Source organism: Microbacterium koreense (genome assembly GCF_042677105.1).
Taxonomy (GTDB): domain Bacteria; phylum Actinomycetota; class Actinomycetes; order Actinomycetales; family Microbacteriaceae; genus Microbacterium; species Microbacterium koreense.
In genome coordinates this window covers 1,149,428-1,165,561 of sequence record NZ_JBHTIM010000001.1, presented here as the reverse complement: position 1 = coordinate 1,165,561, position 16,134 = coordinate 1,149,428, and the positions used below count along the sequence as shown (strand labels likewise).

Genomic DNA, 16,134 nt, shown 5'->3' with positions numbered 1-16,134 from the left:
GCCCCTGGGACCCCCTGCGATCGATGAAGGCCTCCGGAACGAGCCATCACAGTGGGTACCGGTGGGCGAACGGCGAGTCGGCGTCGAGGTCCCCGTCCCGGGCGAGGGGGTAGCGATCGACGAAGACGCGAAACCCGACGCCGTACTCGTCACGCCGTTGCAGCGCATACGCTTCGTGCCGCTCGGCATCTTCGTACTCGCGCAGGAACAGCAGGTATTGGATTTGCGCCCAGGTCGCCATCCCCTCGTATACAGCAAGACGGTGATGCGCACCGTATCGGTCCTCGATCTCCTTCACATCCCAGTTGAGGTACTGCCAGATGTGGGTCAATTCGTGAGCGATCGTGGCGATCGCTGCCAGCTTCGGGGTTCCGTTCTCGATGTAGAGGGAGTATCCATCGCGTGCCTTCTCCGCGAATCCCAACACCCGCGCATCGACACCGGGTGTCGGCTCAAAGCGCTCCCCCGTCTTGCGCGCGATCTCGCGAGCGTTGACCATGCGCACACGCAGCGCGGTCTTTATCGACACGCCGAAAGCGATCTCCATGGTGCGCTTCGTGGACTCATACAGCTCTCGGAAGTCCTCGCCGGTGCGGACGACGGTTCGGCTGCAGCGCATGCACCGTTCTCGGCCGTCCTTGAGCCGGTCGTACTCGCCACCCATCAGCTTCATGAAGCAGAAGTCACAGTAGCCGGCGTTCATCGGCTCGAAGCTGAACCGGCGCCGAGCGTGCGTGGCCACCGCGTGGCGCGCGCGACTCAAATAGCCGTCCGCGAAACCCTTCTCACGGAGGAAGGTGAGAGTCTCGGCGGGCTGCAATCCCTCTGCGGCATCCGCGCCACCGAAACGCAGATATGGACTTCCGGTCATTCGTGCGCCCCCTCCCCCGCCCGCTGATGAGCCTGACCTTCGCCCTCGTCTGACCTCGTCCCGCCGGCGTCGTCGGGCGGTCGAGGCTCCTGGATGCTTCCACTGCCACGATCGGTGCCATCGGGAGCCGCCAGACTGCCGTGCTCCTCCAGGCTGACGGCACCTGCTTCCGAACGTCCATCGATGTCTCGCTCGACGTCGACCTCCGATTCGGCATAGTCCACGACCAACGGGACCGCGCCTTCCTCTGCAGCGGGGGCGTCACGGTCGATGTCGTCGGCGATCGCGCCGGAGGGCGCGTGCCGCGCATCAGTCGGTGTCTCCTCGTGTGCGCCGGAAGTGGACGCCGCGTCTTCCATCGCCGGCACGGGAGTAACCCGGCGAGAGGTCGGGAACAGACCAATGGTCCACTGCCACAGCCTCCGCCACCACGGTCGACGTGCGGGTGCTCGAGGCGACGTTTGGGCGCTGGCGTCTTGCGCTGCGGCGATACGACGCCTCTGAGCAAGCTCTTCCGGCGTGTCATCCGGGAACTCCGGCACCGCAACGTCGTCGCCCCGCTTCGGAGCCGGTTGTTCGTCCCGCGGCGCAGCGTTCCACTCCAGATAGTCGGTGACGATCTCGAAGAGGCGCCGCCAGTTTCTCTCCACGGCGATCAGCAGGCCCATGTCGATCGGGCTGTCCTCCACAAGGTAGATCGCGTCCGGATCTGCCCCGTCACCGATCGTGAAGCCGTCGAGGAGGTGACCGACGGTGTTCGACTCGTCTTCCGTCAGTGCGACGAGATAGTGATGCGCGTCGGGAAAGACCGTGACGAACAGCTCGTTCAGGAGCACGGCGATCGTCCGACGGACCTCCGCAGTCGAGCCGGGAAGGGTGATCGCGAGGATCTCCTTGCCGTGGTGGGTTCGTGAGGGGATTCCTGAGATGAGCGTCTCGCGCCCGCGCTGAAGGTCTGAGCGTGCCGGCAACTCGATGTACCCGAGCGAGCTCACGTGGATCGTGGCGAACAAGCGCGTCAGCGCCACACCACCCACCGTCAGCCGAGCACCGGTGCGTTCGGATTCTCGGAGGCTGCCGAGCTCGAAGACGCGAAGCTGCCGATAGGTACGCCGGTCGCGAATGTGCTCAGCGGCGCGTCGAAGAACGACGCCGCTGCGCCTCACGTCGTCGCCGATGCTCAACACTTCGTAGTATTTGCCCGCGTACGTGACGAACTGTCCGGGCAGGAGCGACTGGTAAACGAGCCCATAGAGAGTGGAGCCGAGGTAGTCCCGACCCTCCGCCTCATCCTCGACGAAGAAGTACGCCGCGTGAAGCCGCTCGACCAAAGCATCGACGGCGGTGCCCGCCGGAATGCCGTAGTGCCGTTGGAGGACCGGATCTCCGTCGGCGTCGGTCGGTGGCGCACCTTCATCGACGTTCATGCGAAGGAGGAGGTGCTCGACGCCCGCGTGCAGACGGGCAAGCTCCCGCAGCATCTCGATGACCGGAGGCTCTCGGTCGTCATCCTCGGGGGTGAGGGTGGGTGGCTCGACCGGTGGAACGACGCGTCCGGTGAGCTCGAACTCGCGTGCAAGTGCGGACTCGGTCATACCGAACGTACGCAGCACGAGCAGGAGCCGGAGCACGAGGTTCCGTTCTGTCCGCGCGAAGTCCGGCACGATCGAGGGGACGGCCTTTGCGTCGGCGGCGAAGATGCGGCTGTTGGCGACCATGTAATCACGCAGCAGATAGTCCTCGCTGATGAGGTTGATGAACCCTTCCGTGTCGGCGCGGGTCGCGTACAGCCGAACCGTCTCATAAACGTTGCGCATCTCGTCTTCGACGATCAAGAAGCGCCCGGGAGCGCGGGCAACGTCCCAGGGGTTCGAGCGGGAGTGGAACACATCGGCGAACGCGTGCTGCGAGAGGTCGAGATCCGCGAAGGCGTTGATCTGGCTGTAGTACTGGCCGGCGATCCACATCATGTCGTGGACCGGAAAGGCATCCGACCCCACCCATTCCACATCCGAGACCTGGTACTTCAGCGCAACGGCACCGATTTCGGTCCCCATGCCGAGATAGCGACTCACCGCGGGGAGCACCTCTGCGTGCATCGAGGGTCCGTCCGCGCGCCACACGATCTCAGATGTCACACCTCGTGGGAGCGATGGCGCGACCACATCGGTGAGGTCGACCTTGAGCAGGTGCGACAACGCATCGACGAGTCCGTCGTGGTTGCGGTCGAACGCAGCGAAGACGGGTGCTCGATCTCCAGCACACCGACCGAGGACGACGCTCAACCCGAGTTGCCCCGTCGCGAGAGTTCGCGATGGCTCAGCGAGGATGACGTACTCGACATCGCGGAGGAAGTCGTCGTTGGCTTGGATGAGATCGAGATTGTGGATATCGGCGAAGCGCAGAACGCCGACGTCGAGATCCGACGGGGTGATCGTCGTGAGCTGCTCGACACGCCACAAGCCCGGAATACCGGTCACGTCACGCAGACCCGCATCCATCCACTCCACGAGATCGGTTGCGATGGAGTCCCGTCCACTGATGATCAGACACTTCCGGTATTGGAGAAGGTGATAGTAGGCGGGAAAGACGACATAGGGGGTGAGGTCGCCGTAGAACGGGTTGCTGATCAAGGTGCTGCGCCCGCGCATCAGGTCGGCCGACGCAGCGACGAGGTTGGTGTCGAGGACGACTCCTGACCGCTTCAGACGTTCGAAGTACCCCGCGACGAGCCTGTCGACGTCATCCGATGAGTGCGCGAGAGCGCTCAACTGATCGAATGTATGCGACGCGGCCGAGGAAGCGAACTCGACACCATCGTCCAGCGCGCGCCCGGGGAACGTCTCGGTGAGCACCTCTCTGAGTCCGGCATAGTCGGTCACACGGTCTGCGGAGTCCTTCTCGCCGAGCACGTCTCGTCGGAACTCAGACTTGGTGAGGCCGTCGATGGCGAAGAAGCACTCACCGATGACGAGAACGGCCATTGCGGGAAACGCGATCGACTGGAATCCCGGCCAGGTTGGGTACATCCCGGCGAGGGTCAGCAGCAAGATCATCAGAGCCATCGACACCCAGTAGAAGGTGCGAAGGTACTGACGAAGCATTGCACTTCGCGATCGGACGAACCACCCTGCGTAGTCGACGTCGAACCGGTACACGCCCTGCACCACCGAGCTACCGAAGAAGTCCTCGCCCTGGAAGATCCGGCTGAACACACTCCGAAGAACGAGTTTGATGATGAGGAACACGAGCACGATGGCGGTGTTCTCGATCGCGTACTGCCACGTGGTGTCGTACAGACCGCGCAGGAACGGAAGGAACCCGAAGAGTCCTCGCAAGAGTTCGTCGATCCGTGAGTTGAGACCGTGGAGTGCGATCAGCGCCACGACGGCGAAGGCCGCCGCGATGACCGGCATCGGGTACTGGCGCACCCGGATCGATCTCGACATGTTCACGGCGCGGACGATCAGGAGTACACCGACCACGGGGAGGACGAAAACGGCCTGGCGGAGGAATTCGGGCATCACATCTGCTCCGCCGGGTCGGGTGCGAGGTGGTCGTGCTCGAAGAGACGGACACGCTCGAGTCGGAGACGCGTGATGAAGTCGTAGGGGGCGAGTACGTGCTCACCGGAGTCGTTGAACGCGGCGTTCCTGTTGCCCGTGGGGAATCGGAAGAATGACGCGAGCTCGCGTTGATCGTCGACGTCGAACTGCGCGAGACCCGACGCGACCCGACGCACATTCAGCGGCTCGCCCAGCGATGTCATGATGCGCTTCTCCGCGTCGAACGCCGAAACGACGTCCCGCCGGACTGCGAGGTATCGCCGCTTGCGCAGCCGCTCGAGTTCCTGGATGCGCCCCGAGTTGATGAGTGTGGCCCTCGCGTGCATGTAGGTGGTGAGCCCCGAGAGGTACTGGCCGAACGCGGTCGCGCCGTTGTTCACCCCCGCGACGAAAGCACGGAGGGTGCGGTTCACGTCCCGCAGGAGCGCGATCAGGCGCCGCCGCATCCACCACAGCGCGGCAAGTCCTGCCATCGCCAAGAGCACGATGACGGTGGCGACGACGAAGACGCTCCACGTCGCGACCTCGGCGTTTCGCCCGAATGCCTGAAGCATGTACGGCGTGAGTGCACCGAACCAGACCGCGATGACCAGCACGGAGGCCACACCGATCGTGCGCAGCGACATGCGCTCCGAGATGTGGCGACGCACCGTCGCGTTTTGCTCCTCGAGCATCGTCGTCAGGCGCTGGCGATCGAGGATCTCGGCGGTCGCGGGTTCGGTCAGCGATCGCACCCGCTTTGACAGCTCGTCCTCGATCTCGTCACGGTCGATGTCGGTGAGCACGTGGACGTCGTGGAAGTACCGGCGTGAGGATTCCCGCGCAGTGTCGACAGCGCGCGCGAGAACACGCCGTGGCCTGCGGACGAACTGCGTGGCGTTGACCTGGACGTGATCGAAATCCGCTGCCCAGCGCGCGGACTCACTCCGGGGCGAGTCGGATGCAAGACCGTACCCGCCCGTGCTGACGGCGATGTCCGCCCCGCCGATGCTTTCGAAGTCGACGCGGATGACCTCTTCGCGGAGCAGCTCTGCGACGTCCGTCTCCGGCGGACGCTCCGGTCGGCTGATGAGACCGTCAAGGTGCTCGCGTAGCGATGCCAGTCTGCTCATGTGCTGATTGAGCAGGTCACCCAAGAGGGGCTCAGAGAACTCGACCCCCAGTTCGTAGACCCGCTCTGCCTGGAAGGAGCTCGGAGGCAACGCGTTCACCGCGACGGTGAGCACCGACAGCCAAAACCGCAACTCGTCCTGCTCATATCCGGAGTTTTCGGGGTTGAGGAGGTCGTAGACGGCGAACCGCGTCGCCGCGGGATAGTCGTTGCGTTCGACGAACCGGGAGGCGTGCTGCTCGGTCTCGGTGAGCCACGCGCGGTGCAGCGCAGCCGCCTCATCGGCGTCCAGTCGCGAACGCGTCGAGATGAAGATCACCTCGTCGGGGTGCACTTCTTTCATCCGATATCGCTCGCGCAGCTCGGCGTGTCGCCGCATCTCTTCCTCGGTGTACGGCTGCTCCCGAAACTCGACGCGGACGTCGCTCTTCGTCCGACCCAGCGCGCTGAGCACTTCGTGGTAGTTGTCGCCTTCCGCACTCTCCACACGCGTTCCGTCGCTCTCGAGGTAGCTCACGATCGGAATGAATTCTCGGGCCGTCAGCGCCGGGTAGCCGAGGAGTTGGTGCGCGATACGCACGAGCGCGTGCGGTGAGTCGGTGAGCGCCAGTTGCGACCGTGTGTTGTCGACGAAATCGAACGGATTCTCGGGATCCCGTGCGTGGTCGTGGTGATCCGGTGTCGCATGGTCGACGACGACCGCGCGCCACGCGGACTTGCCCCGGATGATCTCCTTGAGTTGCGGCAGCGCCTGCAGCGACGTGAGGGCACGGTCGGACTCGTTCCACTCACAGAAGGCGATGTCACCGCGCTCGCGGAACGGGTCGAAGAACGTCTTCGATTTGTCGAAGATCGCCTTCGCAGACTTGCTCAGGAAGATGACGGTGAACACGTCGGCCGGTGCCTCACAGCTTCTGGAGGCGCTTGTCGAGCGCTTCGACACGATCGACGGCTCCGCGCAGGTGAAGCTCGTCGAGCGTCATCACGAGCGGCCGCAGGATGCTGCGAAGCTTTCGCGTGAACGGCAACCCGTCGCTCTCGAGGTACGCGCCGATGTTCTTCTCGAACGCCGCGAACTGTTCGAGAAGAACCCGCTCGATGACGGGACGCGCGTCTCCATCGTCCTCGACGGTTTCGATCTCGTCGATCACAGTGCGCAGGAAGTCGGCGACCATGTCATAGACCTGCTCCTCGAAGTACAGATCCTTCGGGACGGTGAGCGCGTAGAACGCCGCGATATCGAAGAGCGAGAAGTGCGCACCCTTGAGTGCCGGAACGATCTCTTCGAGTTCGGGGAGCGCGATTCCCGAAGCGAGCGAACGCGCGAAGCGCGTGTCGTCGAACGACACCGTACGGGCCTCCTCCCGGAGGATTCGGGCGTAGCGATCGATGACGCGGGTGATCTCGCTGACCGCCACCGGATTGATCGTGAGAGCGTCGACGACCTCGTGGAAGTGATCACACGGAGTTCCGTTGGATACCACGAAGTCCTTCGCCGCTTTCCCTTCGCCGTCGTACTGGTAAACGCGATGATCGGCGTGCACAAGCGACCACTGGATGCGCTCGTAGACCAGCCCGAGGAAGAGCGCGCCATTGATCGCCGAAACCTGCGCGGCCTGATTCCCCTCGTCGAGGTCGGGCAGCTGCGACACCCAGTGCCAGCGTCGATCGATGTGCGGCGTGATGACCTTGGTGGTCTCCACCGAGGGCTCGATGTCGGAAACGAGGCTGTAGTACGCGGAAAAGTACTGCCCAGCGGGACGGTTCTCCGTCGCGTGTACGCGGGCCGGCGAGTACTTCGACAGGTCGCGAGCCCGGATGCCGTACATGGCGTTGTAGAAGAGGATTTCCTGCGGACTGATGTCCTCATCCTTTTCGCCGCCGTAGTTGCCGAGCTGCTCCGCGATGAGGCTCTTGCGTTTCGGATCTGAGTCGCCCTCGATGACGGGATTGTATGCGCAGGCCTCGATCGGGTGACGCTCCTCGCCGAGGGGTTGTTCGAGGAACGGCGCGGCCAGGCGCTTCGCCTTGTCGATCTCACCGCGCACGTAGTGCGCCACCTTGTCGGCCTCGTAGTTCTTTTCCGTGATCCTGTACTCGCGCTCGAGAGCGTCGATAACGTCGATGTCGATCTGGCTGCGGTACCGCTCCATCACCTGGTCTGAGAAGTACCCGAGCATCGTGTTCTGGTACAGGTCTTGGAAGAAGTTCGCGTCCTTGCCGTCCGTCAGCATCGAGTAGTCCCGAACCTTGGAGTAGATGCGTTCGGCGAGTTCCGAGTCCACACTCATCACTCCGCCTGTGTAGGGCATCGAGTCATACAGGCTGTCGAGGCATTCGGAGGATGCCAGGACGTAGCGCGTCGTCGAGCCCTTCAGATCGTCGAACTTGGTGCGCTGGAGGTCGACGCTCGTCTGTAGACGCTTCAGGTTTCCGCTGAGCACCTCGAAGAAGGTCTCGAACGAACGCGACATCGACGTTGTATAGGTGATCGCCTCGTCGAGGACCTTCGCGTACACCGTCTGGTCCCGAAGCTCACCGACCTTGCGGATGTAGTTCTCGAACTTGTCGGCCAGTTCTTGAAGATCTGCGCCCGGCTTGTTGCGGAGGCGCTCGCGCATGCTGCGTTTGCGGTTGATCAGGTCCTCGGGGCTCTCGATGTCTTCCGTCCCGGGGTCGTCGAAGGCGTTGCGCTCGAAGTTCGCGAAGAACTGCATCGTGCTCGCAAGCTGCGTCTCGACCTGCTGTTTCTGCTGCTTGAGACCCTTGAGCGTCTGGTAGAGGAAGAAGCGCGCCGACACCGGGTGCACGAAGTTTCCCGTCACCTTGTCGCGAAGGTACGTCTCGAGCTGATGTTCGGCCTTCTGGCGGATGATGCCGGGGTTGTCCGACTGGAACATCGTGTAGCCGATGAGACCGGCGGTCTCCTCGGTATCTCGTTCCACGATGTCGTGGAACTTCTTCAGCTCGTAATAGGCACCGACATAGTCATCCGCCTCAGCGGTCTCGGCGAGCGCCGAAACCCGCGCCACGGCGTTCCGCCGCAACGTCTCCTGCGAGGGCAGGGATGCGTTCTTGAGCACGTGGCGGTGAAGGGCGCTGAGGTACTCTCCCCAGCGGTTTCCGACGACCGAAATGCCGTCTTCGTCATACGCGAGACACTGGCTCTGCACGGCGCGGGCGAACGGTTCTTTGTTCTTCGCGTTCTCCTCGACCGCGCCGATGAATTCGGTGGCGATATCGAGGTCGTGTGCCGTGTATCCCCGCTCTCGCTGCTTGGCGAGCGCCTCTTGGCGGTCCTTGAACTGATCGTCGAACTTGAGCCATTGGCCGGACAACGCGAGGTTCGCCCACCGCAGACCCACGACGTCGCGCACGTGAGCCCACGGGTAGACGAGTCGCGAAGCTCCCGCGCCGGCGTAGCGGTTGCGCCCGTCGTTGCGGATGACCTCGCGCAGGACGTTGTCTTCGCGCGAGTTCGACTTCTTCGACATCGGTCCGATCGACTGCGTGTAGATGCATGTCGCGGCGTGATCGAGATACGTCGCGAAGGAGTCGAGACTGCCGCCCGTGGAGTTCTTCGCGTCGAAGAGGAAGCAGAAGTCGTAGGGCATGGCGCTGATCGGCTCGACACCGTCCGCGCCCATCTTCGGGAACTCGAAGACGAGACCGCGGTACTGCGGCGGCAGAGTGTTGTCGCCCTTCATAAGGAATGCGTCGAGCTCGCGCACCGCGGCGTACGCGTTGACCTGCAGGTTCTGCTGCTCCTCCGTGGCTTTGATGACGGAGTAGAACACGTCGGGCTGCACGAAGAACCCGCGCGTGATGGCCTTGGCCTTGGGGTACTTGGTGCGCAGGTAGTTGGCGAGGTACATCGCCACCGAGAGGATCAGGCCCGAACCCGTGCCCCCCGCGAGCGAGCTGGTGATGATGACACGGAGCGCTTGCTCTTCTTGGTCCTTGTCGATGCGGAAGAGCTGCTCGATCGCGCGGTGGAGGCCGTCGAGATTGCCGCCCTTGAGCGTTGTATCGAACGCAAGCCGCGAGATGGCCCGAACCTGAGCCGCGCCTTCTGTGAGGGTCTTGCGGTTGAGCATCTCGTTGACCGGGAACCAGTTGTCCCGCGCGTTGGTGTTGATGTTGAGATACTCACCGACCGTGTTGCGTGTGGAGGTCTGCACGGTGTGGATCTCCGGACTGTTCTGGCGGATTCTCCCCAAGTCGTTGATGTCGGTGTCGAAGACGACGAAGGCGATGCGCTCAGACTGACTCGAGCCGCTCTCCGCCACCTTCTCGGCGACGTTCTGAACGATCTTGGATCCGGTACCGCCGAGTCCGAGGATGAGGGTGGGTGCAATGGGCATTCGAGGGGTCCTTCTCGTGAGGGGTCGCGAAGGCGAGGGTCAGTTGTTGAGGTAGAGCTCGTACCGCATCTGATTCGGCACGGTCGCGGTGATGTTCGACGACGGACTGAGCGTCGGGGGCTTCTTGGTGTCTTCGTTGATGTCGGATCCGTTGATCGCGACGTTCTTGCGGTCGGCGATCTGCTTCCAATTGAGGAGCGTCATCTTGCCCCGCCGGCCCGCCTTCAGCTGCATGGCCCGGAAGCCCGGTGCGCCATGCGGGACGTACACGAGCGTGGCGCGATCGGCGACATACGGCAGGAACTTGCGGCCGAGTCGCTGCCGGAACTTACCCGTGCCGTTCTCGGACTGCATGCCGATGTTCATCGGCACCCCGGTGACCGTCGGACTCGGCTTGATCTTCTTCGAGAAGCGCGGCTTGACGATGTACCCGACGATGATCGCGGCGACGATCAAGCCCAGAAGGATCATCCACCCGATCGTCGCGAACCAGTGCGCGAGCCGTTCGTACCACGGAATGTCGTCGACGATGGTGAACGTCATCGTCTGGTCGGCGTCATAGGGTTGCGTGTCGTAGGTGTGTTCAACAAGCACAGGGACGTCGACCGTTCCAGTAGGGACTCCGTAGACATCACCATTGGCGGCCCGTGGCGTCACATGGATGATTCCGATCTCATCCTTCGAGGGGGCGACATCGAAGGTCAGCCCGTCTACGGGGCCGACCTGGATCGATTCTTCCTCGACCGTCGCCCACTCTTCCGCTGTGAAGGCGTTGAGCTGCCCGGGCTCACCCAGTCCGTAGTAGAGCTCAACCGGGCCGGGCGGGGGGGCGGCGAGAGCGAGGTCGCTCGCGTTGTACGTCTCGGGCGCCACATCGAAACCCGTGTCACGCGTCGGTTGTCGTACAAGCAGATCCCGGGAGCTCTCGACCACGTGTCCTTGAAGAAACTCCGCTGCAACCGTGAGCTTCGCCGTTCCGGCTTCGAGCGTGATCTCGTCTCCGGATTGAAACTCGGTCGTACCGTCAGGGGAGCCGGCATCCGACTGAACGGTTGCACTGTAGTCGACGTGCCCGAGGACCGTTGACTCGATCGACTCGAAGTAGTCGCAATTCTGGTCCACGAACCCGAAGCTCACACTGTACGTACCTCCGACGAGGTCGTCTTCGGTGACGAGTTCGCCGTCCTCGTTTCTCAGCTCAACCTTGAAATCGACACTGGGCTTGAAGAATGCAGCGATCTCCTCCGTGCCGTTGACCGGGAGGTGGAACGTGCCAGCGGGGACATCCGTGGCGGTCGCAAGAACCCCACGCAGCTCTTTATCCGGCGTTGGCTCAGTCTTCCCGTCGACTGATTCGTTTGGCGCCCACTCGACGATGACCGTCGGTCCGAACGCGGGGGCGATTGCGGCATCTTCGCCTTGAGCAAAGACCAGCACTTCGGCAAGATCGACGTCTGGTGTAATGGTCCTCTTGTCATCGACTTCGATGGGGCTTCGCTCGAAGATCAAGTTCGCGAAGTCGGTCATCTGATCGAGAACGTCTTCGGAGTCCGGCGCGGCACGGCTGTGGACTCCGAGATCATCTGAGCTCTCGAGCTCTCGCGCTTCTTCACCGATGGAGAGGAAAGCGACCCGCCGGCGCTCGCCGTCCGTTCCGTTTGCGACGAAGGTGTCGAAATCAGACTTCACCTGCTCAACCTTTCGGTCGGGGAAGTCACCATCGGAGAGGACGACGAGCCACTTGTTCTCCGCGTCCGCAGTATCGAGGTCGGCGGTAGCTCTTCGCACGACGTCATACGGCGTTCCTCCGCCGCGGAGTTGCAGCTCGTGGACCTTCTCGACGCGAGCTGTCGAGGTCTCCGAACCGGTGATCGTGAGCTGCGGGGCACCACCACCGTTCAGCAGGTACACGTTGAGCGTGTCCTCAGGCTCCAGCATCGCCGCGAACACCTCCACCGCGTACTTGGCCTTCGACCAGCGGTCTCGAGGAGCATCGTCCTCGTCGTAGAACATCGAGCCCGAGTCATCCAGCACGAGGTTGATGTACCGCTGCGGTGTTGCGGGGGTGTACTCGCCGTTCCCGCACGATGCGCTATCCGCCGACGCGCCCGTCTCACTGGTGGGCTGATCAGGCGCGGGCGCGAAATCCGTACACCCGGCGAGAAGAAGGACGGAAGCGAGCACTGCGGCAGCCGCGGCCGCCGCTCGGTTGCGTCGCGATGGCGCCCCGTTCGTATGAGCCATCCGGTACATGGCCCCACCCTCCTCCCGCGTCGTTACGGGAGTGTGAGCGGTTCCACGTTCTCTCGTCAGATGAGAACGGCATGACCCCCGAATGCATTCGTCAACATAGGGCACCCCTCAGACATGAGACAACTCTCATTTTTTATGACGGCACATTTTCAACCGACGTGGTACTGCTCAGGACGTCGCTCAGCGCCCGTATTCTTCGAGCCAGCGCAACCAGACCTCGCTGAGGGTCGGGTAGGAGGGGACGGCGTGCCACAAGCGCTCGATCGGCACCTCGCCGACGATCGCCGTGGTCGCGGAATGCACCAACTCTGCCGTGTCGGGGCCGACGAAGGTCGCCCCCACGATCACGCCTCGCTCTTCGTCGACGATGGCCCGCGCGTGGCCGCGGTAGCTGTCGGCGTACGTCGCCGCCCCGCCGAGCGAGGCGAGGTTGTAATCGAGTACGCGGACGGCCAGCCCAGCCCTCCGTGCCGACTGCTCCGTGTGGCCGACCGAACCGGCCTCCGGGTCGGTGAAGACGACCTGCGGCACGGCCGAGTGGTCTGCCGTCGCAACGTGGCGTCCCCAGGGCGCGGCATCCAGGTCTTCGCCGAGAGCCCGCGCCGCGATCGCGTCACCCGCCGCACGCGCCTGGTACTTGCCCATGTGTGTGAGAAGTGCCCGATGGTTCACGTCACCGACCGCGTAGAGCCAATCCGTGCTCGGCACGCGCAGGGTGTCGTCTACTTCGAGCCAGGATCCGGGTTCGAGTCCCACGGTCTCAAGGCCGATGTCGGTGGTCTGCGGCGTACGCCCCGTGGCGACGAGCACCTCGTCGGCGCGCACCTCGTTTCCGTCGTCCAGCGACACCACGACACGGCCGTCCTCGCCGCGGTCGACCTTCTCGACGCCGACGCCAGTGCGGATGTCGACGCCCAGAAGCGTGAGGGATGCCGCGACGTGCTCACCGACGAACGGCTCCATGGCGCCCAGAATGCCCGAGCGCGCGATCATCGTGACCTCGCTTTGCGCCGACGCGAAGAACGTCGCCATCTCAGCGCCGACGACACCCGCGCCGAGGATCGCGATCGATGAGGGCACATCCTTCACCGAGGTCGCCTCGCGACTCGTCCAGGGCGCGGCGTCTGCGAGACCGGGAACATCCGGCACGAACGCGGCCGAACCCGTGCACACGGCAACCGCATGACGCGCGGTGAGCAGCGACTCGGTCCCGTCCGACGCAAGGACCGCCACTTCACGCTCCGCACGCAGGCGGGCGTGACCACGCACGAGCGGGATTCCGGCGGAGTCGAGCCACCGCACCTGCGAGTCATCCTTCCAATCGTGAACGATCTCGTTGCGGCGACGCAGGGTGGCGGCGACGTCGATTCCCGAGGTCACCGCCTCGGACGCGCCGGCGACGTCTCGCGCCGCTCGCAGCGCGGCCGCACCCCGCAACAGGGTCTTCGACGGCATGCATGCCCAGTACGAGCACTCTCCTCCGACGAGTTCGTGTTCGACCACGACCGCTGTGAGCCCCGCTTTCACGACCCGGTCGGCGACGTTCTCCCCCACTGCTCCGGCGCCGATCACGATGACGTCGTACTCGTTCGCATTGGTGTCCATGGCCTCACGCTAGCGGTCCCGCCCGCGGTTCGGACCATGAACCAGAGGATCTCGATTTCGTCAAGGGTGTGCCATGACGTGCCCGATGTCGTCGGGGTGTGCTTGGCTGGAAACCCGGCGAAAGGAAGCCATGGCGATCGAGTTCCGGGCAGTCACGAAGAAGTTCGCCGACGGCACGATCGCCGTCGACGATTTCTCGCTCACCATTCCCGCGCACAAGACCACGGTCCTCGTGGGGTCGTCGGGATGCGGCAAGACGACCCTTCTGCGCATGATCAACCGCCTCGTCGAACCGACGTCAGGGGTCATCGCGATCGACGACGAGCCGATCGCAGACCGTGACCCGGTGAAGTTGCGCCGCGGTATCGGGTATGTCCTGCAGAACGCCGGGCTCCTCCCCCACTTCAGCGTGACCGACAACATCGCCACCGTCCCCGTGCTCAACGGGGTCTCCAAAGGTGCAGCTCGCGAGCGCGCCCTGGAACTCATGGATGTCGTCGGGCTCGACCGTAGCCTCGCCGATCGCTACCCCAGCCAACTCTCCGGCGGTCAGCAGCAACGCGTCGGCGTGGCACGCGCGCTTGCCGTCGACCCGAACATCCTCCTCGCCGACGAGCCCTTCGGCGCGGTCGACCCGATCGTGCGCAAAGAACTGCAGAACGAGATCCTGCGCCTGCAAAGCCAGCTCGACAAGACGATCGTGTTCGTCACCCACGACATCGACGAGGCCTTCCTCCTCGGCGACCAGGTCGTGATCCTCGAGAAGGGCGCCCACATCGCCCAGGTCGGCACGCCCGACGAGATCATCGAGAACCCTGCGAGCGACTTCGTCGCCGACTTCATCGGCGCCGAACGCGGCACGCGGGCGTTGCACACCAAGAAAACGCCGCACGGCACGGTGCTGGTCGACGCTGCCGGCCGCACGCAGGGCGTCCTCGTCGACGCCCCGGAGGCTGACTCGTCGTGAACTGGGTGATCGACAACCTCGACCTCATCGCGCAGTTGACCCTGGTGCATCTGCAGCAGAGCATCATCGCGGTGTTCATCGGCTTCGCGCTCGCCATCCCCCTGGGCTGGGCGGCGTTCCGGTTCACCCCGCTGCGGGGAGCGGTGCTCACCACCGTCGGCCTGCTCTACACCGTGCCTTCGTTCGCTCTGTTCGCGATCCTCGTCGCCGTGTTCGGCATCCCCTACATCTCGACGCTGAATCTCGTCGTCGCCCTCATCATCTACGCCGTCGCGATCATGACGAGGTCTGTGGCAGACGGGCTCGCCTCGATCAATCCCGCCACCCGCAACGCCGCGATCGCGGTCGGCTACGGTCCGTGGCGCCGCTTCTGGACGGTCGAGTTCCCGCTGGCAGGTCCGGTCATGCTCGCGGGTCTGCGGGTGACGGCGGTGTCGACCATTTCGCTCGCTACGGTCGGCATCCTGATCGGCGTCCAGAACCTCGGCTACCTCTTCACCAACGGCGCGCAGCGCCGCATCATCCCCGAGGTCCTCGCGGGCGTGGTCGCCGTCGTCGTCGTCGCGCTCGTCATCGACCTCCTTCTCGTCCTCGCGGGGCGCATGCTGATGCCCTGGACTCGCCGCACACTTCCGGTCCGCACGCCCCGAAAGGCGGTGGCGGCATGAACCTCTTCGTCGAAGCGTTCGCCTGGATCTTTTCGCCCGAGCGCCTCACCGGCACGCTCCCGGTGCCGACGGCAATCGCCCAGCACCTCGCCTACACATTCTCCGCGGTCCTGATCGCCGCCCTCGTCGCCGTTCCACTGGGGTGGCTGATCGGGCACACCGGCAAGGGCCGCGAGATCGCCGTCTTCCTCTCTGGGGCAGCGCGCGCCCTCCCTTCGCTCGGACTCATCCTTTTGCTCTACCTCGTCTTCGGAGTGCTGTACACGACCGAAGCCGCGATGGTCGCGTTCGTGCTCCTCGCGATTCCATCGATCCTTGCCGGGGCCTACGCGGGTATCGAAGCCATCGATCGCTCGACGATCGACGCGGGACGCGCGGTCGGCATGACGGGGTGGCAGATCCTGTGGAAGATCGAGGTGCCGCTCGGACTGCCGCTTCTCATCGGGGGCCTCCGATCGGCGACACTGCAGGTCGTCGCGACCGTGACGATCGCCGCATACATCAATCTCGGCGGCCTCGGCTACTACATCATCCAGGGCATCGCGCTGCAGCAATTCGACCAGATCCTCGGGGCATCGATCCTCGTCATCGCACTCGCCCTGGTGCTCGACGGGCTCTTCGCACTTCTCGGTCGCCTCGTCCAGCCTCACGGCGTGTCGCGACGCCCGCGCCGCCGCGACCGCTCACGCACCCGATCCCTCGCCGTTCCCGCACCCGCCTGATCCCCAC

Annotated in this window: 9 protein-coding genes; 3 read left to right on the top strand and 6 right to left on the bottom strand. The window is 64.1% G+C overall.

Annotated features, from left to right (window positions below):
* Nucleotides 1-46: 46 nt before the first annotated feature.
* The 6 genes from ACFQZV_RS05370 to ACFQZV_RS05345 all read right to left on the bottom strand — a co-directional run bounded on the left by ACFQZV_RS05370 (nt 47) and on the right by ACFQZV_RS05345 (nt 13,770).
* Nucleotides 47-871 carry a hypothetical protein gene (locus ACFQZV_RS05370; protein ID WP_378751063.1) on the bottom strand — a complete coding sequence of 275 codons (825 nt, stop codon included), beginning with the start codon at nt 869-871 and terminating at the stop codon, nt 47-49.
* Nucleotides 868-4,395: a hypothetical protein gene (locus tag ACFQZV_RS05365; protein WP_378751065.1), complete on the bottom strand. Its 3,528-nt coding sequence runs from the start codon at nt 4,393-4,395 to the stop codon at nt 868-870. Before ACFQZV_RS05365 ends, ACFQZV_RS05370 begins: the two co-directional genes overlap by 4 nt.
* Nucleotides 4,395-6,440, bottom strand: coding sequence for a hypothetical protein (locus ACFQZV_RS05360; protein ID WP_378751067.1), 2,046 nt, complete (start codon nt 6,438-6,440; stop codon nt 4,395-4,397). Before ACFQZV_RS05360 ends, ACFQZV_RS05365 begins: the two co-directional genes overlap by 1 nt.
* A 13-nt stretch (nt 6,441-6,453) precedes the next feature.
* Entirely contained in the window at nt 6,454-9,912 is a 3,459-nt protein-coding gene (locus tag ACFQZV_RS05355; RefSeq protein WP_378751069.1) for a tubulin-like doman-containing protein, read from the bottom strand.
* 39 nt (nt 9,913-9,951) lie between these two features.
* Complete coding sequence (locus ACFQZV_RS05350) at nt 9,952-12,096, bottom strand: hypothetical protein (protein WP_378751071.1); 2,145 nt, start codon at nt 12,094-12,096, stop codon at nt 9,952-9,954.
* A gap of 249 nt (nt 12,097-12,345) precedes the next feature.
* Nucleotides 12,346-13,770 carry a dihydrolipoyl dehydrogenase family protein gene (locus ACFQZV_RS05345; RefSeq protein WP_378751073.1) on the bottom strand — a complete coding sequence of 475 codons (1,425 nt, stop codon included), beginning with the start codon at nt 13,768-13,770 and terminating at the stop codon, nt 12,346-12,348.
* 130 nt (nt 13,771-13,900) lie between these two features.
* Here ACFQZV_RS05345 and ACFQZV_RS05340 point away from each other — a divergent pair, with 130 nt between their 5' ends.
* From ACFQZV_RS05340 to ACFQZV_RS05330, 3 genes are read left to right on the top strand one after another with little or no spacing between them, the layout of a single operon-like run.
* Nucleotides 13,901-14,737 carry an ABC transporter ATP-binding protein gene (locus tag ACFQZV_RS05340; protein ID WP_378751075.1) on the top strand — a complete coding sequence of 279 codons (837 nt, stop codon included), beginning with the start codon at nt 13,901-13,903 and terminating at the stop codon, nt 14,735-14,737.
* Nucleotides 14,734-15,405, top strand: coding sequence for an ABC transporter permease (locus ACFQZV_RS05335; protein ID WP_378751078.1), 672 nt, complete (start codon nt 14,734-14,736; stop codon nt 15,403-15,405). Before ACFQZV_RS05340 ends, ACFQZV_RS05335 begins: the two co-directional genes overlap by 4 nt.
* Nucleotides 15,402-16,127, top strand: coding sequence for an ABC transporter permease (locus ACFQZV_RS05330; protein WP_378751080.1), 726 nt, complete (start codon nt 15,402-15,404; stop codon nt 16,125-16,127). The genes ACFQZV_RS05335 and ACFQZV_RS05330 overlap by 4 nt, the downstream gene beginning before the upstream one ends.
* Nucleotides 16,128-16,134 lie beyond the last annotated feature (7 nt).

What these genes read in the sequence shown, in the direction of transcription:
- ACFQZV_RS05370 (WP_378751063.1), bottom strand. Translation starts at nt 871, where the DNA reads ATGACCGGAAGTCCATATCTGCGTTTCGGTGGCGCGGATGCCGCAGAG.
- ACFQZV_RS05330 (WP_378751080.1), top strand. Translation starts at nt 15,402, where the DNA reads ATGAACCTCTTCGTCGAAGCGTTCGCCTGGATCTTTTCGCCCGAGCGC.
- ACFQZV_RS05355 (WP_378751069.1), bottom strand. Translation starts at nt 9,912, where the DNA reads ATGCCCATTGCACCCACCCTCATCCTCGGACTCGGCGGTACCGGATCC.
- ACFQZV_RS05365 (WP_378751065.1), bottom strand. Translation starts at nt 4,395, where the DNA reads ATGCCCGAATTCCTCCGCCAGGCCGTTTTCGTCCTCCCCGTGGTCGGT.
- ACFQZV_RS05345 (WP_378751073.1), bottom strand. Translation starts at nt 13,770, where the DNA reads ATGGACACCAATGCGAACGAGTACGACGTCATCGTGATCGGCGCCGGA.
- ACFQZV_RS05340 (WP_378751075.1), top strand. Translation starts at nt 13,901, where the DNA reads ATGGCGATCGAGTTCCGGGCAGTCACGAAGAAGTTCGCCGACGGCACG.